This window comes from Halomonas sp. BN3-1, from assembly GCF_003056325.1.
Classification (GTDB): Bacteria; Pseudomonadota; Gammaproteobacteria; order Pseudomonadales; family Halomonadaceae; genus Halomonas; species Halomonas litopenaei.
The window spans coordinates 212,307-238,593 of the sequence record NZ_PYVV01000007.1; the positions used below are offsets into that span (position 1 = coordinate 212,307).

The 26,287-nt window shown below is 63.7% G+C and carries 22 protein-coding genes; 20 read left to right on the forward strand and 2 right to left on the reverse strand.

The genetic code is table 11. The features are described from left to right. The 18 genes from neuC (at position 1) to C9F12_RS11930 (ending at position 19,595) form a co-directional block, all read left to right on the forward strand. A complete protein-coding gene (neuC, locus tag C9F12_RS11845; protein ID WP_045993984.1) occupies positions 1–1,218 on the forward strand; it encodes a UDP-N-acetylglucosamine 2-epimerase in 1,218 nt (405 codons plus the stop codon). A 47-nt stretch (positions 1,219–1,265) separates the two neighbouring features. Beyond that, entirely contained in the window at positions 1,266–1,979 is a 714-nt protein-coding gene (locus C9F12_RS11850; RefSeq protein ID WP_204248976.1) for an acylneuraminate cytidylyltransferase family protein, read from the forward strand. 96 nt (positions 1,980–2,075) lie between these two features. Beyond that, positions 2,076–2,900 (forward strand): SDR family NAD(P)-dependent oxidoreductase, encoded by an 825-nt coding sequence (locus tag C9F12_RS11855; RefSeq protein WP_108449003.1) that lies wholly within the window; start codon positions 2,076–2,078, stop codon positions 2,898–2,900. Then, positions 2,897–3,811 carry a Gfo/Idh/MocA family oxidoreductase gene (locus C9F12_RS11860; protein WP_108449004.1) on the forward strand — a complete coding sequence of 305 codons (915 nt, stop codon included), beginning with the start codon at positions 2,897–2,899 and terminating at the stop codon, positions 3,809–3,811. The genes C9F12_RS11855 and C9F12_RS11860 overlap by 4 nt, the downstream gene beginning before the upstream one ends. Continuing rightward, positions 3,801–4,664 carry an SDR family oxidoreductase gene (locus tag C9F12_RS11865; protein WP_108449005.1) on the forward strand — a complete coding sequence of 288 codons (864 nt, stop codon included), beginning with the start codon at positions 3,801–3,803 and terminating at the stop codon, positions 4,662–4,664. The genes C9F12_RS11860 and C9F12_RS11865 overlap by 11 nt, the downstream gene beginning before the upstream one ends. Positions 4,665–4,802: 138 nt before the next feature. After that, positions 4,803–5,783, forward strand: a complete 981-nt coding sequence (locus C9F12_RS11870; RefSeq protein ID WP_162816463.1) for a polysaccharide deacetylase family protein — start codon at positions 4,803–4,805, stop codon at positions 5,781–5,783. 108 nt (positions 5,784–5,891) lie between these two features. Next, complete coding sequence (locus C9F12_RS11875; RefSeq protein ID WP_162816464.1) at positions 5,892–7,223, forward strand: DUF4910 domain-containing protein; 1,332 nt, start codon at positions 5,892–5,894, stop codon at positions 7,221–7,223. A 92-nt stretch (positions 7,224–7,315) separates the two neighbouring features. Next, the gene (locus C9F12_RS11880; RefSeq protein WP_108449008.1) at positions 7,316–8,314 is read left to right on the forward strand and encodes a hypothetical protein; all 999 of its coding nucleotides are present in this window, start codon (positions 7,316–7,318) and stop codon (positions 8,312–8,314) included. Positions 8,315–8,396: 82 nt separating this feature from the next. Continuing rightward, entirely contained in the window at positions 8,397–9,605 is a 1,209-nt protein-coding gene (locus C9F12_RS11885; protein WP_205254675.1) for a hypothetical protein, read from the forward strand. Next, positions 9,602–10,855: a glycosyltransferase family 4 protein gene (locus tag C9F12_RS11890; RefSeq protein ID WP_108449009.1), complete on the forward strand. Its 1,254-nt coding sequence runs from the start codon at positions 9,602–9,604 to the stop codon at positions 10,853–10,855. The genes C9F12_RS11885 and C9F12_RS11890 overlap by 4 nt, the downstream gene beginning before the upstream one ends. Positions 10,856–10,857: 2 nt before the next feature. Beyond that, positions 10,858–11,451, forward strand: coding sequence for a sugar transferase (locus C9F12_RS11895; RefSeq protein WP_108449026.1), 594 nt, complete (start codon positions 10,858–10,860; stop codon positions 11,449–11,451). Beyond that, positions 11,448–12,782: a lipopolysaccharide biosynthesis protein gene (locus tag C9F12_RS11900; RefSeq protein ID WP_108449010.1), complete on the forward strand. Its 1,335-nt coding sequence runs from the start codon at positions 11,448–11,450 to the stop codon at positions 12,780–12,782. Before C9F12_RS11895 ends, C9F12_RS11900 begins: the two co-directional genes overlap by 4 nt. A gap of 27 nt (positions 12,783–12,809) precedes the next feature. Beyond that, positions 12,810–13,796 carry an ATP-grasp fold amidoligase family protein gene (locus C9F12_RS11905; protein WP_108449011.1) on the forward strand — a complete coding sequence of 329 codons (987 nt, stop codon included), beginning with the start codon at positions 12,810–12,812 and terminating at the stop codon, positions 13,794–13,796. Beyond that, positions 13,780–14,727: an ATP-grasp fold amidoligase family protein gene (locus tag C9F12_RS11910; protein WP_108449012.1), complete on the forward strand. Its 948-nt coding sequence runs from the start codon at positions 13,780–13,782 to the stop codon at positions 14,725–14,727. The genes C9F12_RS11905 and C9F12_RS11910 overlap by 17 nt, the downstream gene beginning before the upstream one ends. 30 nt (positions 14,728–14,757) lie before the next feature. Beyond that, positions 14,758–15,681, forward strand: coding sequence for a glycosyltransferase family 2 protein (locus tag C9F12_RS11915; RefSeq protein ID WP_108449013.1), 924 nt, complete (start codon positions 14,758–14,760; stop codon positions 15,679–15,681). 132 nt (positions 15,682–15,813) lie between these two features. Continuing rightward, positions 15,814–16,926 carry a glycosyltransferase gene (locus tag C9F12_RS11920; protein WP_108449014.1) on the forward strand — a complete coding sequence of 371 codons (1,113 nt, stop codon included), beginning with the start codon at positions 15,814–15,816 and terminating at the stop codon, positions 16,924–16,926. A gap of 142 nt (positions 16,927–17,068) precedes the next feature. Next, positions 17,069–18,304, forward strand: coding sequence for a glycosyltransferase (locus tag C9F12_RS11925; RefSeq protein WP_162816465.1), 1,236 nt, complete (start codon positions 17,069–17,071; stop codon positions 18,302–18,304). Between the two features lie 97 nt (positions 18,305–18,401). Then, positions 18,402–19,595, forward strand: coding sequence for a DegT/DnrJ/EryC1/StrS aminotransferase family protein (locus C9F12_RS11930; protein ID WP_045993357.1), 1,194 nt, complete (start codon positions 18,402–18,404; stop codon positions 19,593–19,595). A gap of 273 nt (positions 19,596–19,868) precedes the next feature. Here the strand turns inward: C9F12_RS11930 and tviB are convergent, their stop codons facing one another. Together tviB and C9F12_RS11940 are read right to left on the reverse strand one after the other, a co-directional pair. After that, entirely contained in the window at positions 19,869–21,155 is a 1,287-nt protein-coding gene (gene tviB / locus C9F12_RS11935) for a Vi polysaccharide biosynthesis UDP-N-acetylglucosamine C-6 dehydrogenase TviB (RefSeq protein WP_045993356.1), read from the reverse strand. 36 nt (positions 21,156–21,191) lie between these two features. Beyond that, the gene (locus tag C9F12_RS11940; RefSeq protein WP_240184241.1) at positions 21,192–22,919 is read right to left on the reverse strand and encodes a nucleoside-diphosphate sugar epimerase/dehydratase; all 1,728 of its coding nucleotides are present in this window, start codon (positions 22,917–22,919) and stop codon (positions 21,192–21,194) included. A gap of 852 nt (positions 22,920–23,771) precedes the next feature. Here C9F12_RS11940 and C9F12_RS11945 point away from each other — a divergent pair. Both C9F12_RS11945 and C9F12_RS11950 read left to right on the forward strand, forming a co-directional pair. Beyond that, on the forward strand, positions 23,772–24,785 hold the full coding sequence (locus C9F12_RS11945) for an NAD-dependent epimerase (RefSeq protein WP_045993355.1): 1,014 nt from the start codon (positions 23,772–23,774) through the stop codon (positions 24,783–24,785). Positions 24,786–24,788: 3 nt separating this feature from the next. Beyond that, positions 24,789–26,063 (forward strand): O-antigen ligase family protein, encoded by a 1,275-nt coding sequence (locus C9F12_RS11950; RefSeq protein ID WP_108449017.1) that lies wholly within the window; start codon positions 24,789–24,791, stop codon positions 26,061–26,063. Positions 26,064–26,287: the final 224 nt, after the last annotated feature.

Below are 26,287 nucleotides of genomic sequence, written 5' to 3' on the forward strand. Positions count from 1 at the left end.
ATGACACCGAGAAAGATCTGGGTCCTGACCAGTTCTCGAGCGGACTATGGGCTGCTCTACTGGTTGCTTCGGGAAATCGACGAAGACCCTGCGCTGGAACTGATGCTGGTGGCCAGCGGATCGCACCTGTCCACCGAGTTCGGCTCCACGGTCAGCGAGATCGAGCGCGACGGCTTTCGTCTGCATCGACGCCTCGAGATCCTGCTGGCGTCGGACTCACGCAACGCCATGACCAAGGCCATGGGGCTGGCGCTGTTGAGCGTCGGCGATGCCCTGGTCGAGGACCGGCCCGACCTGGTGGTCCTGCTGGGCGACCGTTTCGAAATCGTGCCGGTGGCGTTGGCGGCGGTCACCCACGGTATCACCCTGGCCCACCTCCACGGGGGCGAGACCAGTCGTGGCGCCCTGGACGAGTACTATCGTCATGCGGTGACCAAGCTGGCCAACCTGCACTTTCCCGCTACCGAGGTCTACCGTCGGCGGATTCTGCAGATGGGGGAAGACCCCGGCCGAGTGTTTGTCCACGGCGCGCCGGGCATCGATCACCTGTACCGCAGCCGCACGCCGACCAGGGCAGTGCTTGCAAGGGCCCTGGACATGCCACTGGACCGGCCCACCGCGCTGGTCACCTATCACCCGGTGACCGCGGGTACGGGCGAGGACGAGGAAGCGCTGATCGCGGCCTTGTCGCGTTTCGAGGATCTGGACGTGCTGGTGTGCAAGGCCAACGCCGACTGTCATGGACGCAGCATCAACGCGCGGCTGGCGCGCTGGTGTGCCGAGCGCCCCGAGGCCAGGCGTCTGGTCGACAGTCTGGGGCAGCGTCTCTATCACGGCTGTCTCGAGCACATGGATGTGCTGGTGGGCAATTCCTCCAGCGGTCTGATCGAGGCGCCATCCTTCCGTCGGCCGGTGGTCAATGTCGGCAAGCGTCAGGACGGCCGCCTCAAAGCGGGAAACGTGATCAATGTCGAGGCCTCGGAGGAGGCCATCGCCAAGGGCATCGAGACCGCCCTGAGCGAGACCTTCAAGCGTTCGCTGGGCGCCCTGAGCAATCCCTATGACCCCTTCGAGGATGGAGCCGCCTCGCGGCGAATCAAGAACACCTTGAAACGGGTCAATCTGGATGCCGGCATCCGTGAGAAGTGGTTCTTCGACATCGACGAGGTGTCCCCTCTGGGCGGCACCTCTTCTCCGACCAAAGGCCTGATGGGCTGACCTTCTTCCCTTCGACGACGACCCCATCAACCGTTCAGGAAATGATGATGACACCAGTGTCCGAGGCGGCAATGTCGGTGACGGCGGTGATACCGGCGCGGGGCGCCAGCAAGTCGGTGCCGAGAAAGAACCTGAGGCCGCTCGGCGGACGCCCGCTGCTGGTCTGGTCGATCGAGGTGGCACGGCAGGTGATGGCGATCGATCGGGTGATCGTGAGTACCGATGATGACGAGATTGCCCAGGTGGCCCGCCGGCATGGCGCCGAGGTGCATCGTCGGTCGGCGCAACTGGCCACCGACGAGGCGCTGGTGATCGACGCCATCCGCGAACTGTTCGATGAGCTGAACCAGGGCGGCGAGGCTCCCGAGGTGATGGTGCTGCTGGAGCCCACCTGCCCCTTGCGCAGTGCCCAGGATGTGGCCGAGTGCCTGTCGCGTCTGGTGGTGCAGGGGCTGGATTCGGTGGCCACCTTCAAGGCTGCCGAGGTCAATCCTCACCGTACCTGGCGGCTGGATGCGCGGGGCCGGCCCACCGCCTTTATCGACGGCAGCGATCCCTGGCTGCCGCGACAGGCGTTACCCATGGCCTATCAGCTCAATGGTGCCGTCTATGCCTTCCGTCCCGATCGTCTTCCCGAGGATGGCAAGGCGTTGCTGTTCGGGCGTAGTGGCGCGGTGATCATGCCGGCGGAACGTTCGGTCGACATCGACCGCGAGCACGACTTCGTCATCGTCGAAAGCCTGTTGAGGAGAGCCCGTTGAGGACAGCCCGTTGTACAGCCCGTTGGAGAGCCCGTTGAGGACAGCCCGTTGTACAGCCCGTTGGAGAGCCCGTTGAGCCACCCTGTCGAAGCCTTAGTGACTCCCGCAGCCACCGATGTGCGCCCGGCGATCATGATCACCGGGGCTACCGGTGGGGTCGGCATGGCCCTGTGCCGCCACCTGAACCGCCGCTTTCGGGTGATCGCTCTGGGGCGTGACGCCAACGCCCTGGCAGCACTGGCCGCAAGCCTTCCCGGTGTCGAGGTCCACTGCCTGGATCTCGCCGGCGGTGAGATCGCAAGTGATATCGCGTCACTACTGGAGCAATGCGGCGACGTCGGCTATCTGATCAACAATGCCGGCTTCAATCGGCCTGCGCCAGTGGACGCCGACATCGAAGCCGTGCTTCGGCGCTCGCTCGAGGTCAACACCATCGCGCCGGCCATGCTCATGGCGGCGGTGCTGCCCGGCATGCGCCGTCGTGGCTTTGGCCGCATCATCAATATCACCTCCGGCGCACCGCTCAACTGTTTTGCCGGGCATGCCGCCTACAGCGCCTCCAAGGCGGCGCTGAATGCGCTGACGGTGACCGCCGCCAGAGAGCATCAGGACGTGGATATCAAGATCAACCTGATGAGCCCCGGCCCGGTGCGCAGCAAGATGGCCCCCGAGGCACCGATGGCGCCAGAGGTCTGTCTACCGACCCTGGACCATCTACTGGAACTGCCCGCGGATGGCGCCAGCGGGCGCTTCTTCTGGCTGGGTCACGAGATACCGCTGACGCCGTCCCTCGATGGCATCGACTGGCTGGCGGGGACCGCGCCGGCAGGTTTTGCCCGGCTTTGGCCAGAGGCAGACGAGAGCAGCGGTCTCGACAGCAGTGGCGCGGACGTAAGCAGCAGTGACAGGGCGTGCCGATGAGGCGTATTGGCATGCTGGGCATGAGTCCCGGCAACGGTCACCCGTTTTCGTTTTCCGCCATCCTCAATGGCTACCACGATGAGGCCATGGCCGAGGCGGGCTGGCCGGTGATCCATGACTATCTGGCACGGCGACATCGCTCGGAATTCGGCGTCGGTGATCTGCGTGTCACCCACGCCTGGACCCAGGATCGAGACGTCACCGAGCGGCTATGTCGCGCCTGCCATATCGACGAGGCCGTGGCCGAGCCTGGTGACATGCTGGGGCAGGTGGATGCGGTCATCATCGCCCGTGACGATCCGGCGAGCCACCGCGAACTGGCGGCACCCTTTCTCGAGGCGGGCCTGGCGGTGTTCATCGACAAGCCGCTGACCCTGGATCCGCAGGATCTGGCCTATTTTTCCCCCTACCTGGCAGCAGGGCGCCTGATGTCATGTTCCGGCATGCGCTTTGCCAGCGAACTCGACGCCCTGCGTGCGGCGCCGGGGGCGCTGGGCAACTGGCGCCTGGCCAGGGGCGCCATCGTCAAAGACTGGGAGCGCTACGGGGTTCACCTGCTCGACGCCATCCTGCCGTTGACGGCGGCGACGCCGGTCTCCGTCAGAGCGCTTGGGGCAGGCCACCAGTCCTTCGCCATCACCATGAGTGACGGCAGCCTTTTGAGCATCGATGCGCTCGGCGAGGTGCCGCCGGTATTTCGCATCGAGGTGTTTGGAGATGCCGGCCAGACCAGTGCCGACATCCGCGACAACTTCGGCATGTTTCGTCGCACCCTGTGGGAGTTCTGGCGGATGCTCGAGCAGGGGCCGGATCGTCATCAATGCCAGACCACACTCGCGGTGATCAAGACGTTGATCGCCGGGCGCCTCGCGGCCGAGCGGGGACAGGAGGTACGTCTCGATGCGCTCTGACAATGAGGGTGCAGGCCTCGTACCCGCGCAGGCGTGCACTGTATCGGCGCTGTTCGATCTGAGCGGTCGGGTAGCACTGGTCACCGGGGCCCTGGGCATCCTGGGGCGGCACTTCTGTCGAGGACTCGCCGAATGCGGCGCCTCGCTGGTGGTCGCGGATCTCGACGCTGCCGAGGCCGAGCGCTTCGCCGCCGAGCTTCAGACCGACCACGGTCAGCCTTGCCTCGGACTTGGCTGTGACGTCAGCGACGAGGCCTCGGTCGAGGCCATGGTGGCGCATGCGGTCAAGACGCTGGGAGGCATCGACATCCTGCACAACAATGCGGCGACCAAGGCGCGAGACCTGGAGGCCTTCTTCGCCCCGGCCGAAGACTACACCCTGGCCCAGTGGCGTGACGTCATGGCGGTCAATCTCGACGGTGTCTTTCTGGTGTCGCGAGCGGTAGGCGGGCAGATGATCAAGCAGGGTCGAGGCGGCAGCATCATCCATACCGGTTCCATCTACGGCGAGATGGGCTGCGATCCGCGTATCTACGAGGGCTCGCAGTACCTGGGGGTGGCCATCAACACGCCTCCGGTCTACGCCGCCTCCAAGGCCGGGGTGTCTGGACTGGCGCGTTATCTCGCCACGCTCTGGGCAGGCCACGGTATCCGCGTCAATACCCTGGTACCGGGCGGCATCGAGAGTGGCCAGAATGCTGCCTTCGTCGAGCGCTATTCGGCCAGGGTGCCGCTGGGGCGCATGGGAGCGCCGACCGATCTGGTCGGCGCTCTGATCTTTCTGGCCTCGGATGCCTCCGGCTACGTGACGGGGCAGACGCTTCACGTGGATGGTGGCTTGAGCGCCTGGTAGCACGGCGTCGATGCACGCTGGCCGATGCACGGCATCCGATCAACGCAACCAGCTGAACGGCAGCGAAGGGATTGCCGGAGGTGTGGCAAGGCGGGCCCCATGGCCGCTGCAATATGCGCAGGGAAGGAGTTTCGCTCGATGTTGACCATCGTGATGTACCACTATGTCCGACCGCTGGCCGGGTCGCGCTATCCGCGCCTCAAGGCGTTGGAGCTTGCTGCCTTTCGCGCTCAGCTCGACCATCTCGAGCGGCACTATCGGCCGGTGACGATGGAACAGGTGATCGCCGTCTGGCGCGGCCAGCAGACATTGCCCGAGCAGGCGGTGCTGTTGAGCTTCGACGACGGCTATCGTGATCACCTCGAACATGTGCTGCCGGAACTCGAGCGACGCGGCCTTCAGGGTAGCTTCTTTCCCTGCACCGGTACCCTGCGCGACGGCCTGATCCTCGACGTCAACAAGATCCAGTTCGTGCTGGCCAGCGTCGCTTCCACCGTAGAGTTGCTGCCGGCCCTGGCCAGGGCACTGGACAAGCGTCGCGAGCGTCATGGCCTGGGGACCTACGAGGATATCCATCGCAGGGTCTATCATCGGCTGTCGCGCCAGGGACGCTTCGATGACCCCGATACCCTGTTCTTCAAGCGCCTGCTGCAGCGGGAGTTGCCCTTCGAGGTTCGCCATGACGTCATCGATGAGCTGTTTGCGCGCTTCGTCAGCACGGACCAGCGAGCCTTCGCCGAAATGCTCTATCTGAGCGATGCCGAGGTCCGCCAGCTGCACGAGGCCGGCATGCATATCGGCTGCCACGGGGATCAGCACTTCTGGTTCGACAGCCTGACGCCCGAACAACAGGGCAGGGACCTCGAGGTCAGTCTCGCTCATCTTCGAAACCTGGGGGTGCTCGGCGACGACTGGGTGATGTGCTATCCCTACGGTGGCGTCGACGAAGCGCTGCTGGGTCGTCTACGCCAGCTTGGCTGCGCCGCCGGGCTGACCGTGGCGTCGCGACAGGCCGACCCGGCCCGGGACGACCCCTTGCTGCTGCCGCGCCTGGACACCAATGATCTGCCCAGCCAGGCCGCTGCCTGCCCTGGCGACCCGGCGACCGTCCAGGTTTGATAGCTGACCACATCCTCGTCCACCTCCACGTCTTCCCCATTTGCGCCGAGCCTGGCGCGGCCCCGGCGGTTTGCCGCCAGCCTACCTACCATGCACAGGGATCTTGTCATGACAGCGTGCACGCAGAGCGCGACGACAGCGTCTGTCGCCGCCGGCGACGCCATGATGGCCATGTTGGCCGACCTCACTCCGCTGAATCGGGTGATCTGCTCGAGCGACTACGACGCCACGGTGGCCTACCTGTCCGAGCGCTGGCCGCTCCGGGAACATCGTTTCGAGGTCTCTGACGTCCACAATGGCTGGGTGATTCCGCCCAGGTGGGACGTGCTGGAGGCGGCCATCTACAAGGATGGCGAGTGTATCTATGATGGTCGCTGGCATCCCATGGCGGTGATGGCGCTGTCACTGCCGTTCCGAGGCACGGTCTCGCGAGAAGAACTCAAGTCCCACCTGCATTTTGATCACCGCTACGACGAGCGCATCCCGTTCCATTTTCGCCAGCTATTTACCAGCTGGCAGCGTGACTGGGGGTTCTGCGTGCCACGTCGTCTTGTCGAGCGTCTTGCGCCTGGTGACTACGAGGTGGTGATCGAGACCCGTGAGGCGCCGGGGTATCTGCGCTGCCTGGACTATCACCTGCCGGGTCAGCTCGAGCAGACCATCGTGCTGGGGGCCAACCTGGATCATCCTGGTGTCGCCAACGATGGTCTGTCCGGTGTGGCGGTGGGGCTCGCCGTGTTCGAGGCGCTTGCCGCGCGACCCAGGCGCTTCAGCTATCGACTGGTGCTGGCCCCCGGCATCATGGGCACCGAGTATTATCTTGGGCGGCTTCCCGCCGCCGAGCGCGCTCGACTGTTTGAAGGTGTGATGCTCGAGATGCTGGGCTCGCCCACCATACTCAATCTGCAGCGTTCACGAGGTGCCGGATCGAACATCGAGCAGGCGTTGTCGCGCGTGCTCAGCGAGGGCGGGCACGCCTACCGCGAGGGCGACTTCGAGAGCCTGCTGCTCAACGACGAGTACCTGTGGGAAGCCTACGGCATCCCCATGGCCTCGCTGTCGCGCTATCCCTATCCCGAGTATCACACCGACGCCGATAACCTTGGCTTGATGTCGCCGCAGCGCCTGCTCGAGGCGCGAGACGTGGTGCTCGCCGCCATCGACGATATCGAGTCCTCGCCGCTGATCAAGAAGCGCTTCGAGGGCAACGTCTGCCTGTCGCATCCCCGCCATGACCTCTATGTGGATCCTGGCCAGGTCGCCTTCGGTGACGTGCCGGACGAGTCACGCCGGCGCATGCGCCTGTTGATGGATTCCATCCCGACCCTGACGCGTCCGACCACCGTGCGCCAGCTGGCCAGGGAGGTCGGCCTCGAGGAGAGCGTGGTCCACGACTATCTCAAGCGCTGGCGCGACTGTGGCCTGGTGGAGCTGGTATGAACCGGGCGAGGGAGGAGGTGAGTGGCGAGCGCGCGCATCCGTCGGGTGGGGCAGGAATACCGCTTCAGGAAGGGATCGACACAGGGGGGGCAGTGCCGGCGACGAGCACGCAGGCGTCGTTTGGCCGAAGCGTCTTTATCTGCTGCAAGCCGCTGCAGTTTCTGACCTGTGCCTCGATCGTTCGTCACTATCGAATCGAGCAGGCGCTGGTGCTGCTGGTGGCCGAAAGCATCGCCGAGTATGACGCCTTCTACGCCTTTGTCGAAGCAAGCCACCATCGATCTCTCTTTGACGAGATACGCCGCGTGCCGACCCAGGCCGCGGCACGCGAGGCGCTGGGCGCCTTGCACTACGACAGTCTGTTCATCGACAACGATCGCACCAGCAAGTACCTGCTGCTGGCGCCGCTGAAGACAGGCTGTCTGTGCCTTTACGAGGAGGGGGTCAGCACCTACTTCAGCTCCTATCTCTACGAGATGCCTCTGTCCAGGCGGTTGAAGTGGAGCCTGGTGGCCCTGGTGCGCGGTTGCGGACTGCGTTTCGGAGGCGGCCGCAGGACCGACCTGGTGTTCGTTTCGCGGCCGCGGACCTACGCCCGATTGAATCCACGCCTGGCGCACAAGGCGCGCTATTGCCCGGGGCTCGTCGGCGAGCTGGAGCAAGGCTGGGAGGACTGGCAGGCACTGCTGTCGCCCTGGCTCGACCGGCTGACGTCGGCAACGCCGGCGCTGGTACTGGGTACCTGGGGGGGCGGCGATATCTCCGCCGAGAAGCTTGCCGAGCTCAAGCGACGTCATCCCCTGTTGCTGTTCAAGCCCCATCCCCACGACGGCTGCGCCTGGCTCGATGCTGATATCCAGGTGCTGGAGCAGCCGTGGATTCCCGCCGAGGTGTGGATTCGTCTACTGGCTAGCCGGGTCGACGAACTGGTGGTGTATCACTATTCCTCGTCTTCTGAACTCTACTGCCTGGATCTGCTCGACAGGGTGACCTTCGTCGACCTCAAGGGCGACGTTCATATCCGAAGAGTCTGCGATCTGGCCGTGGGCGATCCCGGTCACGACGACATCGACCATGTGGCGATTGCCTGAGAAGGACGCTGTCCGTCCAGCGCCTGGCCCCCGTGGTAGTCGAACGGCATGCCTGCACGTCAAATGAGTGAGCTTACCGCCGATGGTTCCCATCCCTTATGTCACTTCCGCCTGGGACGTGTACTCCGCCCTGGCGGTGTTCGTGCTCGGTCTGTGGCTTGCCAGAGCGGTGGGGCGAGCCTTCGGGCTGTCTTACATGCTGTGTCTGCCGCTCTATCTCTGGCACACGGCCTTCTGCGTGCTCTACGCCTGGTTCGTCAACGGCGACGGCGGAGATTCCTTGATGTACTACCGGGCGTCGTTGAACGACGGCGTCGAGTTCTCCTTTGGCACCGCCGGGGTGATCGTGTTCACCTCGCTGTTCACCCAGGGGCTGGGGCTGTCGTTTCTGGGGACCTTTCTGGTGTTCAATCTGGCCGGCTATGTCGGGCTGCTGGCCTTCGCCGGCAGTCTCCATCAGGCCATTGCCGAGCGTGCCCTGGGTATTCGTCTGCTGGCGCTGGCCGTACTCTTTCTGCCCTCGATGCACTACTGGGGCTCCGCCATCGGCAAGGATGCGCTGTCGTTTCTGTCCATGGGGCTTTCGCTGTGGGCGGCGCTTGATCTCAGACGCCGTCACCTGCTGATGGTGGTGGCGGTCATGATCATGCTGGTGGTGCGACCGCACATGGCCGGTATACAGCTGATCGCCTTGGCGGCTGCCTTCTGTCTGCAGCCCGGCGTCGTGCTGTGGCAGCGGCTTTTGCTGGGGACTGCGGCGCTTGCCGGGGCGGCGATCATCGTACCCCTGGCGCTGGATTACGCCGGGGTCGGCAGCGGCTCCGATGCCGATCAGGTGATGAGTTACATCGAATTGCGGCAGAGCTACAACCAGACCGGCGGCGGTGCGGTGGACATCGCCTCCATGAGTCTGCCGATGCAGCTTTTCACCTATATGTTCAGGCCTCTGCCCATGGAAGCCAGCAGTGTGTTCCAGCTGGCGTCCTCGGTGGATAACGTCATCCTGCTGTATCTGATGGTGGTCGGTGGCATCGCCGCCATCACCGGGCGCAATGCGCCTCCCGCCAATCGACTGTTTCTGTGGTTTTACCTGCTGCTGGCCTGGACCATCCTGGCGATGACCACTGCCAATCTGGGCATCGCTGCGCGTCAGAAGTGGATGTTTACCCCGGTGCTTATCTATCTGTTGATGTCCGTCATGGGGCGCCCGCGACAGACAACCACCGACGCCGAATCGTCCGGGGGCGCTACGCCGTCTGTCGAAAGCACGCCAAATGGAGTGGCGAGATGATCAAGCGACTGTTGATGGTAGCGAGCTACCCCGAGTCCATCGTCGGGTTTCGCGGTGAGCTGATCAGGGAGATGGTCGCTCGCGGAATCGAGGTCCATGTCGCCGCGCCCGTGGGGGGGAGGGGCGCTACCGGTGACGCCGGCGGTGAGGGTGACGCCGAGCGTTCGGCTGCTTCGTCGCGTCTTAAAGCCAGTCTCGAGGCCCTCGGCGCGACGCTGCACGATATCCCGCTTTCGCGCACCGGCATGAATCCGCTGGCCGATCTGAAGACCCTGGTGGCTCTGATGAGATTGATGCTGCGGGTACGCCCCGATGGGCTTTTTGCCTACACGATCAAGCCGGTGGTCTACGGGGCACTGGCTGCCTGGGTGTTGGGGGTGCGCCAGCGCACCCTGCTGGTCACCGGGCTGGGGTACGCCTTTACCGGCACCCAGGAGGGCGCCCAGGGTGGCGCCCAGGGTGGCAACAAGCGCCGCTTGATCAAGGCGCTGGTGCGGCGGTTGTACCGCGTTGCTCTGGGGCGGGCTCATATGGTGCTGTTCCAGAACCCGGATGATCGTCGCCTGTTCATCGAGGAGGGGATTCTCCTTGATACCACGGCGTCCCGGGTGATCAACGGTTCCGGAGTGGATCTGGCGCATTTTTCGCCGGTGGCTCCAGCGACAGAGCCGGTCAGCTTCCTGCTGATCGCTCGGTTGCTGGGTGACAAGGGGGTGCGCGAGTACGCCGAGGCGGCGACGCGTATCCGCCAGCGCCATCCCCAGGTGCGCTTTCGCCTGGCGGGTTGGCTGGACGACAACCCCGACAGCATCGCGGCGCACGAGCTTCAGACGTGGATCGATGACGGCGCCATCGAGTACCTCGGTCGACTCGATGATGTCCGTCCGGCCATCGCCGAATGCAGCGTCTATGTGCTGCCGTCCTATCGCGAGGGGACCCCGAGAACGGTGCTCGAGGCCATGGCCCTGGGGCGTGCGGTGGTGACCACCGACGCGCCGGGATGCCGCGAGACCGTCGCGCCCGGGGTCAACGGTTATCTGGTGGAGGTGAAAGACGTCGACGCCCTGTGCCTGGCGTTGCAACGCTATCTGGAAACGCCGGCGTTGATCGTCCAGCACGGCCAGGCCTCCCGCGCTCGCGCCGAGGAGCGCTACGACGTGCACCGCGTCAATCACAGCATCCTCGACGCCATGGGGGTCGAGACGGCGTCGTCCTGCCCGGCAGGGCTCGACCCCAGCGTGGTGAGATGATGATGGCCAAGCGTTGTCTGGATGTGCTGGTGGCCGCCTCGTTGCTGGTCCTGCTATTCCCCTTGATGCTCGGCATCTGGGGACTCGTCCGGCTGAGGCTTGGCAAGCCGGCCTTCTTCTTTCAGTGGCGCCCTGGGCTGCATGGCCGTCCCTACCGCTTGATCAAGTTCAGGACCCTTGCCCAGCGCTGTGACGAGCAGGGACGCACGCTGCCCGACGAGCAGCGCATGACGACGCTCGGGGGTTGGCTGCGGGCGTCCAGCCTGGACGAGCTGCCCGAGCTCTGGAACGTGCTGAAAGGCGAGATGAGTCTGGTCGGGCCACGCCCGCTGCTGATGGAGTACCTGCCGCTGTATGACCGGTACCAGGCCCGTCGCCACGAGGTACGACCGGGGATCACCGGATGGGCTCAAGTCAACGGCAGGAATGCGCTTTCCTGGCGCGAGCGCTTCCAGCTTGACGTCTGGTACGTGGACCACCACAGCCTGGCGCTCGATATCAGGATACTGGCCATGACGGTCGTCAAGGTGCTGCGCCGCGAGGGTATCAGTGGCCAAGGAAGCGTCACCATGAAGCCCTTTCGAGGCAATGAATGACGCCCCGGGATACCGACTCGGTGGCCGCGGTCTTGCCGCAACGGGGCTGGCTGACAGCGCTCAGACGTCATCGCTTGCTGTCCCAGGTGTTGCTGGTAGCCGGTGGCACGGCGGGGGCACAGGCGCTGAGTCTGGCCTTTGCGCCACTCATCACCCGTCTGTTCAGCCCTGACGCCTTCGGCCTGGCCGGCTCCTTCAGCGCCCTGGTCAGTGTCGTCGCGCCGCTGGCGGCCCTGACCTACCCGGTCGCCATGGTGTTGCCGCCGCGCCACGAAGACGCCCGGGGGCTGGCCCGACTCAGCATGGGGTTGGCGGTGCTGCTGGCGCTGGCTGCCGTGGCGGCGCTCACTGTGCTGCAACCACTACTGGATCGGCATCTCGATCCGAGGCTTGCCGCCATGCTGATCTGGCTGCTGCCTGTGGCCATGCTGCTGGCGGCCATGCAACAGGTCATGCAGCAGTGGCTGATTCGGCGTCAGCGATTCGGGGTGACGGCCAAGGTGGCGATGATCCATGCCCTGGTCCTCAACCTGGCCAAGGCGACCGGCGGAGTGCTGCATCCGGTCGGGGTGACGCTGGTGCTTGTCACCGCCGCCGCCAGTGGGCTTAACGCCTTGCTGCTGTGGTGGGCAGACCGGCGACTCGGTGATGGTCTGGTCGGCGGGAGCCGGGGCGCCCCATGGCGGGAACTGGCGCGTCGCCACCGTGACTTTCCCTTGTATCGCGCACCCCAGGTGACGCTCAACGCCTTGTCGCAGTCGTTGCCGGTGTTGTTGCTGGCGGCATTCTTCGGTACCGCAGCCGCCGGGCACTACAGCCTGGCGGCCTCGGTACTGGCCGCGCCCATGGTGCTGCTGGCGAAGTCGGTCAACGACGTTTTCTATCCCCATGTGGCCTCGGCGGTCAACCGCGGCGAGCCGATTACTGCGTCACTGGCGAAGACCACCCTGGTGATGGCGGCGGTGGGGCTCGTCCCCTTTGGTGCCATGGTGGTGCTGGGGCCCTGGCTGTTTGCTCTGCTGTTCGGTGACCCCTGGTGGCAGGCGGGCGAGTACGCACGCTGGATGGCGGTCTGGCTGTACTTTGCCTTTCTCAACAAGCCCAGTGTGGCCTCCATCGCCAGTCTGGGCCTGCAGCGTGGTTTTCTGATCTACGAGGTACTCAGCGTGCTCGGCCGTGTGGCCGCGCTGTATGTGGGGTTTCGGGTGTATCACAGCGATCTCGTTGCGGTGGTGGCCTTCTCTCTGGTCGGCGCCATGCTCAATCTGGCGCTGGTCGGTGTGACCCTGTTGCGGGCAAGACGGCGTGACCAGGGGTTGATCAAGACGTGAGAGCGCTTCTGTACAAGGGATTATCGTATGACAGGATTTCAGCGAGCCTTCGACAGGACGGAGAAGCTGGGGTGGCGATGCGCTCTGGGGGTGGTCGACCGCCTGTCGCCGCGTCTGGCGACAAGGCTGGTGCACCGGCGAGAGTACGGGCAGCGGCTCGAACTCGACGATCCCAGGGATTTCAATGACAAGCTGCAGTGGCTCAAGCTTTACGGTGATCGTCGAGGGCTTTCGCGCTGCGCCGACAAGTACGCCGTCCGACAGTTCGCCGCCGAGCGAGGCTGCGCCGTTGCCCTCAGTCGACTGATCGGCCTCTACGAAGGCGTCGATGCGATCGTCTGGGAGGAACTGCCGGCGCGCTTCGCGCTGAAGTGTACCCACGGTTGCGGCTACAACGTGATCATCGACGACAAGCGCAAGGCGGACGAGCGAGCGGTCAAGCGACGGCTGCAGCGTTGGCTGAAGGAGCGCTACGCCCGACGCTATCTGGAGTATCACTACGACGCCATTCCCCCGAGAGTGCTGGCCGAGGAGTACATCGAGACCGCTACCGGGGGAGTGCCCGTGGACTACAAGGTCTACTGCTTTCATGGCCGCCCTTGCGTGGTGCTGGTATGCACCGACAGGGGAGGCGACATGCGTTTCGACTTCCATGATCCGGCTTGGCAACGGCTCGAGCTGAATGACCGGCAGCATCAGAGCGCCGCTGGCGTGGCCCGTCCTCGAGCGCTCGACGAGATGCTCGAACTGGCCGAGCGGCTGTCGCGGGGTTTTGTCTTCGTCCGGGTCGACTTCTATGAGCGGCAAGGGCGGGCGGTGCTCGGTGAGATGACGTTCACACCCGGGGCGAACGTATCACGGCGCTACAACGCCTACGGACAGCGCTACCTGGGCGACCTGATCGATCTGACGCAGGTGGGCCGGCGCTGCCGACACGACCGCGAAGTAACGGCAGGGCGGTCATTGAGCTTCAACGGAACCGTGCAAGGAGCGGACAATGGCGGTCATGAATGAGTGGATGGGCGCGGCCAAGTCCCGCCTGTGGACGTTGGGGATGTTGGGGCTGGACGCCTTCTCCAACGAACAGGCGACGCGACTGATGCACCAACGCAAGACCCGGCGTCGCCTTGACCTTCGAACCCCCAGGCGCTTCGACGAGAAGCTTCAGTGGCTCAAGCTGTTTCATCGTGACCCGCTGATGGCCAGGTGCGCCGACAAGCTCGGGCTGCACGATTACGCGAGCTCAAGAGGCCAGGGTGCGATTCTCAATGATCTGCTGGGTGTATATCGCAGTGTCGACGAGATCGACTGGGAAGCCCTGCCAGACGCCTTCGTGCTGAAGTGCAATCACGGCTGCGGCTACAACATCCTGGTGCACGACAAGTCGACCCTGGAAAGGCGCAAGGCCAGTCAGGATCTGTCGCGCTGGATGACCGAACGCTATGGGCGTCGCAAGCTCGAGTATCACTACGATCAGATCGTGCCGCGGATCTTTGCCGAGCGCATGCTGGACAGCGGAGGGAGGGACGCGCCCCTGGACTACAAGGTCTACTGCTTCAACGGCGAGCCGTTGGTGGTGCTGCTGTGCGCCGCGGACAAGGGGCAGACTCGCTACGCCTATTTCGATCGAGACTGGGGGCCGCTTGAGCTGATGGCTGCCAAGGTGCCGATCATCACCGATACCGCCGATCTGGCCCGTCCAGCTTGTCTTGAACCACTGCTCGAGTCCGCCCGCGCCTTGGCCGAGCCTTTTGCGTTCGTGCGTGTGGACTTCTACATCGAGCACGGCCGTCCCGTTCTCGGTGAGATGACCTTTACGCCCTCGGCCAACATGGACAATGGCTACAGCGATGAAGGGCTCGATTATCTTGGCTCGCTGCTTCGGCTTCCGGAGGAGCGCTCATCAAGGCGATCCGACGGTGGCAAGGTCGCGGCTCCCAGGTAAGTCAGGGCCGAACCGTCAGGAGGGAAACCTATGCAGGTCTCGGTGGTGATACCGACCTACAATAGCGCCGCTTTCGTCGAGCGAGCCCTGCTGTCCGTGGTAAGCCAGACCGAAGGGTTGAGCCACGAGATCCTGCTGGTGGACGACTGTTCGGATGATCGTGAGGCGCTCTCGCGGCTGGTGCAGCGATACGAAGCCGTCAGGCTGATCGAGAAGCCTGCCAGGTCCAACGCCGCCGTGTCCCGCAACCGGGGACTCGAGGAGAGCCGTGGGGCTTTCGTCTTCTTTCTGGACTCCGATGATGCACTGGCACCAGGGGCACTCAAGCGCCGCATGGCCATGCACCGCGATAGCGGCGCCGGCGTCATCTTTGGTAACTATCTCGCGCGCCTCGCCGACGCCTCCCGCCTGAGCGCGTCGCGACTTCCGGCCTACCGCGGCGGCGACATGCGTCACTACCTGTTCGTGGAGCGTGGAGACGTGCGTTCTTCCACCCTGTCGCTGTGCAAGGCCTTTTGGCAGGGGACGCGCTTCGATGACGCGACGCGCAAGCATCAGGACTGGGTCTTCGCCATTCGCGCCTTTCACCAGGGCGAGCGTCTACTGTTCGACCCGCAGCCGACCGCAGTCATGGACGTGACGCGCCAGGGCCGCATGAGCTCCAGCGCCAATCTGGATGCCAGTCGTTACGTGGTCAAGCGCTACCTGTGTCAGGACCATCATCGCAACGCCTTTTCCCGACGCCAGTGGTTGTCCAGCCTGAGCAGACGAGACCTTACCGCCTGCCGCTTTCAGGTGGAGATATTCACCCCTGGAAACTGGCGCGAGCGGCGGGATCTCGCGCTATTTCGATTGGCCAGTCACCCAGTGCTGATCGGAGCTGCCTCCGCGCTGTTGACGTTGGCGCTCAGGTTGCGACGCCTGGGCTCCCGATCGGGCGCGATGCAGCGTTAAGTCTCCCTTGAGACGCCATCGTGCTCGTTCAAGCCCGCCCGACCATTGGTCATGCTCGAACGAAGAGCAAAGGAAAAGGACGCCATGCAAAGCCCTGTTCGCAGCCCTGTTCGAAGCGCTATTCGAAGTCCTATGCAAAAGATTGCCTTGTTTCTGCCGTCGCTGCGGGGCGGCGGCGCGGAGCGGGTCATGGTGCTGCTCGCCAATGGCTTCGTCGCGGCCGGTCATGAGGTCGACCTGGTGACCGCCAGCGACGAGAACGTCTACCAGGCGGAAATCGCCCCCGGCATCCGCCACTTCAGCCTGGGCGCCTCCAGAGTCGCCAGCAGTCTGCCTGCGCTGGTGCGCTATCTGAAGCGCGAACGGCCCGCTGCCCTGTTGTCGGCGATGGGCCACGCCAACGTGGTGGCGGTGGCGGCGCGGGCGCTGGCCCGCCTCGACTGTCGACTGGTGGTGACCGAGCACACCAACTATTTTGCAGTGACCGCCAGAAACACCGGCTTCAATGCCCGGGTGATGCGGCGGCTGATGCGCCATGCCTATCTGCGATCCGACGCCGTGGTGGCGGTCTCCCAAGGTGTCGCCGATGACCTGGCCAGAGGCCTGGCGCTGGACCCCTCTCGGATCGAGGTCATCTTCAATCCCATCGTCGACAAGCGGCTGGTGCAGCTCGCCGAGTCGTCGGTGGAGGATATCGGCGAAGTCGGCATCGTCGCGGTGGGACGCTTGATCGAGCAGAAGGGTTTCGACGTGCTGATCGACGCTCTGGCACGCCTGCGTCAGCGCCATGAGCACCGAGAGGTGCGACTGACGATTCTCGGCGAAGGACCGCTGCGAGACACGCTGCTTGACCAGGCGCATCGCCTCGGGGTGGCCGACGCCGTATCGCTGCCCGGGTTCGTCGACAATCCTTTTGTGTATATGCGCAAGGCCCGGGTCTTCGCGTTGTCGTCCTACGCCGAGGGGTTGCCTAGCGTGCTGATCCAGGCGATGGCCTGCGGCACCCCGGTGGTAGCGACTGACTGCCCCTCGGGCCCTCAGGAAATTCTCGAGGGCGGGCGCTGGGGGCGGCTGATTCCCATGGGCGACAGCGAAGCGCTTGCAGACGCGCTCGACGAAGTGCTGGCGCGTGACGAGCATCCACCGGTTCACCAGCGCGCCGCCGACTTTGGCGCCGAACTGGCCGTCGAGCGCTACCTTGTTCGCCTGAACAGCGGCGTATCGTCGATGGCGTCGCAGGGCTGAGTTCTGGTGCGCCTGCGCAAGGCTCTGTGCTCGGGCCATCCGCGGCAAATCTCGGCCACCGCCATTTCCGTGGCACCTCTGCGTTTTCCCTGAGCGACTGCGTTGTTGTCGCTTTCTTGCCCATCACAGGATGTGTCTGCCCATGTCTGTGCGCGTACTTCATGTCATCACCGGACTCGGTACCGGTGGCGCGGAGCGAAATCTCTACAATCTGCTGGCCGCAGGCGTCAGTGCCCCGGACGAGGTCGCAGTGATCGCCCTGATGGACGAGGGTAGCTACGGGCCACGTATTCGCGAGCTGGGCATCGAGGTCCATGCTCTTGGCATGCGCCAGGGAATTCCCGCGCCCTGGACCCTGCCTCGTCTGGGTGCTCTGGTGCGACGTTTCGCCCCTGACGTCATTCAGGGCTGGATGTACCACGGCAACCTCATGGCCAGCATGGCGGCTCGCCTGTGCCGCCAGCGGCCGGCGGTGAGCTGGAACGTGCGCCAGTGCCTCTACCAGATCGAGCGCCACAAACCATTGACCCGGTGGGCCATTCGCGCCAACCGACGGCTCTCGGGCGGGCCCGGGGCGATCGTCTTCAACAGTCGCCTGTCTCGGCGGCAACATCGCGACTTCGGCTTCCGCGATGACGCAGCACTGGTCATTCCCAACGGCTTCGATACCGCCGCCGTGGCGCCGGATTCGGCCAGCCGGCAACAGGTGCGGAAGCGTCTGGGGTTCACCGATGAACAACGGGTGGTGGGGCATGTGGCCCGATGCCACCCGATCAAGGATCATCCCAATCTGTTGCGGGCCTGCGTCACCGTCGCCGAACGAATGCCTCTGGCACGCTTTCTGGTGGTCGGTCGTGGCGTCGATTTCGATGCGCCGGAGCTGGCCGGCATCGTGCCGGACGAGTACCGCTCGCGCTTCTTGCTGACGGGTGAGCGAGACGACGTGGGTGAGCTGATGCAGGCGATGGATGTGTTCTGTCAGAGTTCATGGCTCGAGGCCTTCCCCAATGCCCTGGCGGAGGCCATGGCCTGCGAACTGAGCTGTGTGGCGACCGATGTCGGTGACAGCGACTACATCCTCGGTACCAGCGGACGCATCGTGCCACCACGAGATAGCCAGGCCCTCGCCCGGGCCTTGCTGGAAGCCTTGAACGAACCTGCCGACAGGCGCCGGGAACGGGGACGAGAGGCAAGAGAGCGCATCGTGAGCGAGTTCGGACTTGATCAGGTGGTTGAGCAGTATCGGCAGTTGTACCAGCGGATCGGCCTTCCGGCGCAGATCGGTAGCCTGCCGTCTGCACCGTCCTCTGAAGCATCGACCGAAACAGTTTCCGAAACAGCTTCCGAACCAGCTTCTGGACCATCGACTCGACCATGAGTCACGCCACGTGCGCTGAGTGGGAGCGAGTTTACGACAGCGTCCCATCTTCGTATCCGGGGACGCCCCGACAAGACCTCCGTAGAGAGAACCCCCTATGCTCAATGGCCCCTTCGCACCCTGGCCCTGCTTCGATGAAGGCGACGCCGAGGCGGTATCGCGCGTGCTGCTGAGTCAACGCGTCAATTACTGGACCGGCGACGAGGGCCGCGAGTTCGAACGCGAATTCGCCGCCTGGACAGGCGCCCACCACGCTGTCGCCGTAGCCAACGGCACCCTGGCGCTGGATCTGGCGCTGCATGCCCTGGATATCGGACCAGGGCATGAGGTGATCGTGACCCCCAGGACCTTCCTGGCGTCGGTGTCGGCCATCGTCAATGCGGGCGCTACCCCGGTGTTTGCCGACATCGAGCGTGACTCTCAGAACCTGTCGGTCGCCAGCGTCGAGGAGTGCCTGAGCCCACGCACCCGCGCCATCGTCGCCGTCCATCTGGCGGGCTGGCCCTGTGACATGGATGCCCTCGGTGAACTGGCGCAGACCTTTGGTCTTTCCATCATCGAGGACTGCGCCCAGGCACACGGTGCGCGCTATCGTGGCCGCAGCGTCGGCACCTTCGGTGATGTGGCGGCCTGGTCATTCTGTCAGGACAAGATCATGACCACCGGCGGGGAAGGGGGCATGGTCACCACCGACGACCCTGGGCTGTACCGGCGTATGTGGGCCTACAAGGACCACGGCAAGAGCTGGGAAGCGGTCCATGAGCGGGCCCACCCGCCGGGGTTCCGCTGGCTGCACGACAGTTTCGGTACCAATTGGCGGATGACCGAGATGCAGGCGGTGCTGGGAAGACGCCAGCTCGCGCGCATGGCTCAGTGGAGTCAGCGCCGCCGCGCCAATCTTTACGCCATTCTCGACGCCGCCGATCGCTGTCCGGGACTGCGGGCTCCGCGTCCGCCCGAACACATCGTCCATGCCGGCTACAAGGCCTATGTGTTTGTCCGTCCCGAACGCCTGGCCGAGGGCTGGAGCCGCGACGCCATCATGCAGTGTCTCAATGCCCAGGGGGTGCCCTGTTTCAGTGGCAGCTGCTCCGAGGTCTACCGGGAACGCGCCTTCGACAACACTCCCTGGCGCCCGGCGCGGCCGTTGCCGGTGGCCAGGGAACTGGGAGAGACCAGCCTGATGCTGCTGATCCATCCGACCCTGACCGAGGAACAGATGGACAAGACCTGTCGGGTGCTCGAGGAGGTCATGGCGCGGGCAACGCAGCCTGCACTCTGTCCCGAGTGACGTTGTCGCTGTGGGGCTGTCGACGTCAGTCTGTTGAGCCTGTGGAACGCTGTTGAGCGTGGCCGCGGCTACGCCTCTGGAAAAACCGCAATGGGCAGGGCCTTCGGGTCTTGCCCATTGCGTTTCTGGGGCACCATTTTGGCTGTCTGCCGGGCACCTCTTGCACCTGCGCCGCCTCAGCGATTGGCCAGGCGGCAGCGGAAGGAAGGAAGGAAGGAAGGAAGAGAGGCAAGGCGATGGCCGCTGCAGATGTCCCTGGCGTAGTGACAAAGGTTAGAGGCGCAGATCCGCCGCGCCCTTGGGCAGCAGATACTTGAGGTCATACAACACGTGTTCCGGCTTGCCCCAGCCGCGGATTCGCTCGACCCCGATATCACGGAATTCGTGGTGAGCGACGGCGATGATAACGGCGTCGTAGGCGCCGGGTTCCGGTTCGTCGACAGGGCGAAGGCCAAAGGCGGCCACCGCCTCGTCACGGTCCACGTGGGGGTCGAGCACGTCCACCGCCACGTTGAACTCGCGCAGCTCGTCGATGATATCGATGACACGGGTATTGCGCAGGTCCGGGCAGTTCTCCTTGAACGTCAGGCCCATGATCAGTACCCGGGCATCCTGCACATGGATGCGTCGCTTGGCCAGGCACTTGATCAACTGATTGGCCACGTAGGCGCCCATGCCGTCATTGATACGGCGGCCGGACAGGATGACCTCGGGATGGTAACCAACCTGCTGCGCCTTGTGGGTCAGATAGTAGGGGTCCACGCCGATGCAGTGCCCGCCCACCAGGCCAGGACGGAAGGGCAGGAAGTTCCATTTGGTGCCGGCCGCTTCCAGCACCTCTTCGGTGTCGATGCCCAGACGCTCGAAGATGATGGACAGTTCGTTGATCAAGGCGATGTTGACGTCGCGCTGGGTATTCTCGATGACCTTGGCGGCCTCGGCCACGGTAATCGAGCTGGCTCGGAAGGTGCCGGCGGTGATGACCGAGGCGTATAGCTCATCGACGAAGTTGGCGCTGGCCGGCGTCGAGCCGGAGGTCACCTTGCGGATGTTGGTGACCCGATGCTCGCGATCACCGGGATTGATGCGCTCCGGGCTGTAGCCGGCGAAGAAGTCGCGGTTGTAGCGCAACCCGGACAGCTTCTCGATGACCGGGATGCACTCGTCTTCGGTGGCGCCAGGATAGACCGTCGACTCGAAGATCACGATATCACCTTTGGCAATCACCCTGCCCACCGTGGCACTGGCCCCCAGCAACGGTGTCAGGTCGGGATTGTGCTGGGCGTCGATCGGGGTGGGGACCGTGACGATGTAGACATTGGCGTCGGCCAGCCTGGCCGGCTGATAGGTGAAACTCAGCAGCGGCGCCAGGTTCAGCTCGCCTGGTGTCACTTCTCGTGTGGTATCGATACCGTCGTGCAACTGAGCGATACGCTCGGCACTGATATCGAAGCCCAGAGTGGGGTAGCGCTTGCCGAATTCGACCGCCAGCGGCAGGCCGACATAGCCAAGCCCGATGACCGCGATGCGTGCCTTGTCCAGCGTCAGTGAATGTTCCATGGGGGCCTCGTGTCAGCAGAACTTGGGGGATCGGCGCTAGAGTGGCTTTGCCGCAAGCGCAAGGGGGGCGGGGCTGGGGTCTGCGGCGCCAGCGAGTCGTCGTGTCGGAGAGGGCGGCTGGGCCATGTGCTGGCGCCAGACAAGATCGGCGATACCCCCAGTGGGGCTGTAACCGGTAGGCGGCAGGCGCAGCAGTTCCCTCACGCGCTCGAGTTCAGCGCTGTCCAGTGCCGAGCGCAGCTGCTCCAGATAGGGGGCCAGTTGCGACCAGGACCAGTAGCCTTCGTTGGCGGTCATGATCCGTGGGTGCTCCGAGGGCTGGTCGTTCTGCCCGATCAGCAACTCCTCGTAGAGCTTTTCGCCGGGACGTAGTTGGGTGAAGACGATGTCGATCTCGCCGTGGGGGTTGTCGGCCGTGCGAGGCTCCAGTCCCGACAGCCGAATCATCTGCCTGGCGAGATCGAGAATCTTTACCGGTTGCCCCATGTCCAGCACGAACACGTCTCCCCCCTGGCCCATGGCGCCTGCCTGTATGACCAGTTGCGCCGCTTCCGGGATGGTCATGAAGTAGCGGGTGATCTCGGGATGGGTCACGGTGACCGGGCCACCTTGTTGAATCTGGCGCCGGAACAGGGGAATCACCGAGCCGGAAGAACCCAGCACGTTGCCGAAGCGCACCATGCAGAAGCGGGTAGTCGACGATTGCTCTGCCAGCGCCTGACAGACCAGCTCGGCGAGGCGCTTGCTGGTGCCCATGACGTTGGTGGGGCGCACCGCCTTGTCGCTGGAAATCAGCACAAAGGTCGATACCCCACTGTCGATGGCCGCTCGCGAAGCGGCCAGGGTGCCAAAGGTATTGTTCTTGAGGCTTTCGACCATGTTGTGCTCGACCATGGGCACATGCTTGTAGGCGGCGGCATGGTAGATGGTGTCCACCTTGAAGCCCTGCAGGATGATGCGAAGACGCTTCTGATCCTGGATCGTGCCGAGAAATGGCTTCAGCTCAACAGCAAGGCTCAGGCTGTCCAGGAACCCCAGAAGCTCCTGTTCGATCTGGTACAGCGAGTACTCGCAGCTATCGAAGAGCAGCAGTTGGCGTGGACGTTGAGCCAGTATCTGTCGGCACAATTCCGACCCGATCGAGCCGCCGGCACCGGTCACCATGACCACCTGGTCGCGGATATTGGCGTCCATCAGATCCTGTCGCGGGGGGACCGGGTCACGGCCCAGCAGTTCTTCCACACTGACGTCACGAATATCTTCGATCTTCGCTCGGCCCTGCACCACATCATCCAGGCGTGGAATGGTCTGAATCGTGATATTGAGGGGTTCCAGTGACGCCACTATCTCCTGGCGACGTCTGCGTCTGGCACTGGGAATGGCGAGCAGGATCTTTTCGATGTTGAGGCGCTCGACCAGCTCTGAAATATGACGAGGAGAGTGGACCTCGAGACCTTCGACATGGGTACCCTCCATGCCGCGCCAGTCATCGACGAATGCCACCGGGAGGTAGTCACTTCCCTGACGAAGAGAGGCCACCAGCTTGCAGCCTGCAGAGCCCGCACCATAGATAAGCACCCTGGGCTTGTCCTTCATCAGACGATGCTGGTAGAGGCTTCTCAGGGCAAAACGCGTGCCGCCGGTCAGCAGCAGGCTGAGCAGAAAATAGTCGAACAGGACGCCTGCAGGAAGAGGAAAAAATATCGCGCGGCCAAGCAGGTCAAGCACCAGCGTCGAGGTGGCGACGCCAATGAACAGGGTCACGATAGCGCGGCTTCCGACGTATCTGAGTACGGCGCGATAGAGGCCTAGCTTGATAAAGACGACCAGGGATATCGCCGTGACAAGTACGTTCAAGGCGTAGGCGGAAGGGGCGCGCACAAAAGCGCCAAAAAGCCCGTTGATAGCCATGGATACGACGAGGCTGGTCTCGATAAGCATGATATCGGCGACGAGCTGAAATATCCTTTTCTTGCGACGAGGGAGTCGCAAGGCGGCTTCGATAATGTTGCCCATGGTAGGGATCCCCTGCTTGGAAAATCGTCCATATTTTAGGATTTTGTTTGGACGACTGTGCTGTTTCCTCGTTGTCTGGATTGGCTTTGCGACGTGCTATTCCTTTCCTGCATCATATCTGCATTGAAATATTTCACCAGCGTCAAAAAACTCCCATTGGTTGATGGTTTTGATAATTGGTTAACGAGATTTAGAGAAGTCATTTTCATGTGTGAAATTAGTGGTGTGCGTATGATGTGAGGGTATGAAATGAATCACGTCATGGCGGCGAAATTCTTAGATGTCCAAGGGAAATGTGCTCCTCCTCCATTGAAGTCAATGCAAAGGTGTTGATAATGGCGGGTATGCAGGGGTTTCGTAAGATTTACTGTGCAGGAAGTTAAAAAGTGTGCAGTTGTAGTCTGTTGGTGGGAGGAGAAAAGCGGTTGATTGATACGGCAAATGTTATTAGAGACTTTGCCGTAGAGCATTAGATATTGACCAGTCGTCGGACTAGTGATGCCCTGTTGGTGTTCGGTTCAGGGCGTCTACAGTACGGCGGTCAAACGTGGCGAGAGTGCCGTGGACGGATCTTGCCAGCACCATGGGAGTAGGGAACAGATGAAGGTGCTTGTTACCGGGATGGCAGGGTTCATCGGCTCGACGCTGGCCGCACGTCTGGCCCGTGACGGGCTTGAGGTGGTCGGTGTGGACAACCTCAATGACTACTACGACGTGTCCTTGAAGAAAGCGCGGCTGGCACGTCTAGAAAAGCTGCAGAACGTACGTTTCGTGCGGCTGGATCTGGCCGATCGCGAGGGTGTCGACCGGCTGTTTGCCGACGAGCGGTTCGATCGTGTCGTGCACCTGGCGGCACAGGCGGGGGTAAGGTACTCCTTGACCCATCCCCACGCCTACGTGGATGCCAATCTGGTGGGGCATCTCAATGTGCTCGAAGGATGCCGGCACCAGCAGGTAGAGCACCTGCTCTATGCCTCGTCCAGCTCTGTCTACGGCATGAATCAGGTGGTGCCCTTCGCCACACGCGACAATGTCGACCATCCTGTCAGCCTCTACGCCGCGACCAAGAAGGCCAACGAGCTGATGGCGCACACCTACTCCCACCTCTACGGATTGCCGACCACCGGACTCAGGTTCTTCACCGTCTACGGCCCCTGGGGGCGACCGGACATGGCGATGTTCCTGTTCACCAAGGCGATCCTCGAAGGTCGTCCGATCGACGTCTACAACCACGGGGAGATGTCGCGGGACTTTACCTATGTGGACGACATCGTCGAGGGCATCGTGCGCTTGCTGGAAGTGGTCCCCAGCGCGGACCCCGACGTCGGCGTGGTCGACGACTCACCGGATCGCAGCAGTGCACCCTACGCACTTTACAACATCGGACACGGTAGCCCGGTGGGGCTGATGGACTTTATCCATGCCATCGAGGCGGCACTGGGGCGCAAGGCCGAGTACAACTTCCTGCCGATGCAACCGGGCGATGTTCCTCGGACCTGGGCCGACACCACTGCACTGTATCGCGCTACCGGCTATCAGCCGCGCATCGGGGTCGAGGAGGGCGCGGCTCGATTCGTCGACTGGTATCGCTCCTATCATGGCATCGTCGCCTGAGCCATGCGCACGCCGCCGGGTGTGGCAAGGCACTATCGGGGATGGCCGGCGCAGTCCTCGTCGGCCATCCAGGGGCTGGCACTGTTCGTCTTCCTGTCCAGTCTGCTGACGCTACCCTGGGCGTATCGGTTCACCGGAATGCTGCTGGTGTCACTGGCGGCGATGGCGGTGCTGGTGCGGCGCAGTCTTCCCCGGGACGCCGAGTCCCTTGCATGGGTGGCAATGCTGGCGCTTTTCGGTTGTCAGCTGGTGTTGGACGCGGGGCGTAGCGGGCCGCCCCTGGCGCGTTATAGCGTGCCGTCACTGCCCTGGTGGCCCTGGCTTGGGCTGCTTTTGTTATTGGCATGGCGTGCCAGGCCTCCCTCGCTTTACTGGTGGTGGCGCGGGATTACCCTGGGGGCGGTGCTATCCGGGCTGAAGGCGCTGTATGACCGACTGATCGAGGATGAGCGTCGGGCTGGCGATCTGATCAACGCCATTCCCTTTGGTAATCTCAGCCTGGTGCTCGGGGTGCTCAGCCTGGTGTGGTGGCTCGACAACGTCAGTGAAGGGCGGCGCGGCCTGTTCCTCTGGTGGGCGGCGCTGGGAGCGGTGATGGGGCTGCTTGGCTCGCTGCTGTCCGGCACCCGGGGCGGCTGGCTGACCCTGCCGCTGGTGATGCTGGTGCTGGTCCTGCGTCACGGCCGGCGGGCGCGCTTCTATTGGTCGACGCTTACACCCCGCCGGCGCTTCGCCATCCAGCTGACCGTCACCCTGGCGATCGGCGTGGCGACCCTGGTGGCACTGCCTCGGCTGTGGGCACTGGCCGAGGATATCGTCCTGCTATGGCGCCAGGGGGCCGTCGACACCAACGCGGGCTTGCGCTGGCATCTGTGGGGCATCGCTGGCGATGCGTTCGCTGCCCGCCCCCTCTGGGGCTGGGGAGAGGATGGTCTGGTCGCCTGGCTCGAGACACTGGTCGCGGCGGGCCGGCTGCCGGAAGGCATGGCCGGAATCGGGTTCCAGCTTCACAGTGACGTGCTGGACACCGCCGCTCGACGTGGCCTTGCGGGGGTGGCGCTGCTGCTGCTGTTCTATGGGATTCCGTTGGCGAGTTTTTTGCGTCGCCTCGATCATGGCGATGGCCAGTGTCGTGTGCTCGCCCTGTCCGGCGCGCTGATCGTGGTGATGTATGCGGGGTTCGGCCTGACCCAGACGATGTTTCGTGACCCCCATACCTTCAGCGCCTATCTGGTGATGTGCACTGCCTGCTTTGCCCTGCTGAGAACGCGAGGCTGAACTCCCGGGCGCTCGAGGACCGCAGCAGCAGCCGTTGATGCGCAGGCGGAAGAGCGCAGCGTCCAGCCCGCCAGACAGGCACAGTAACAGGCACAGCAAAATGTATGGTCAGCCTGGCTTTTGCAACGTGGATCTACGACATTGACAAAGTGGGCTTGCGCCAATGTATTCGGGCTCTCGATGGGCACGCATCACTGGCGCCCGGCCCTCGATGAGAAGCCGCG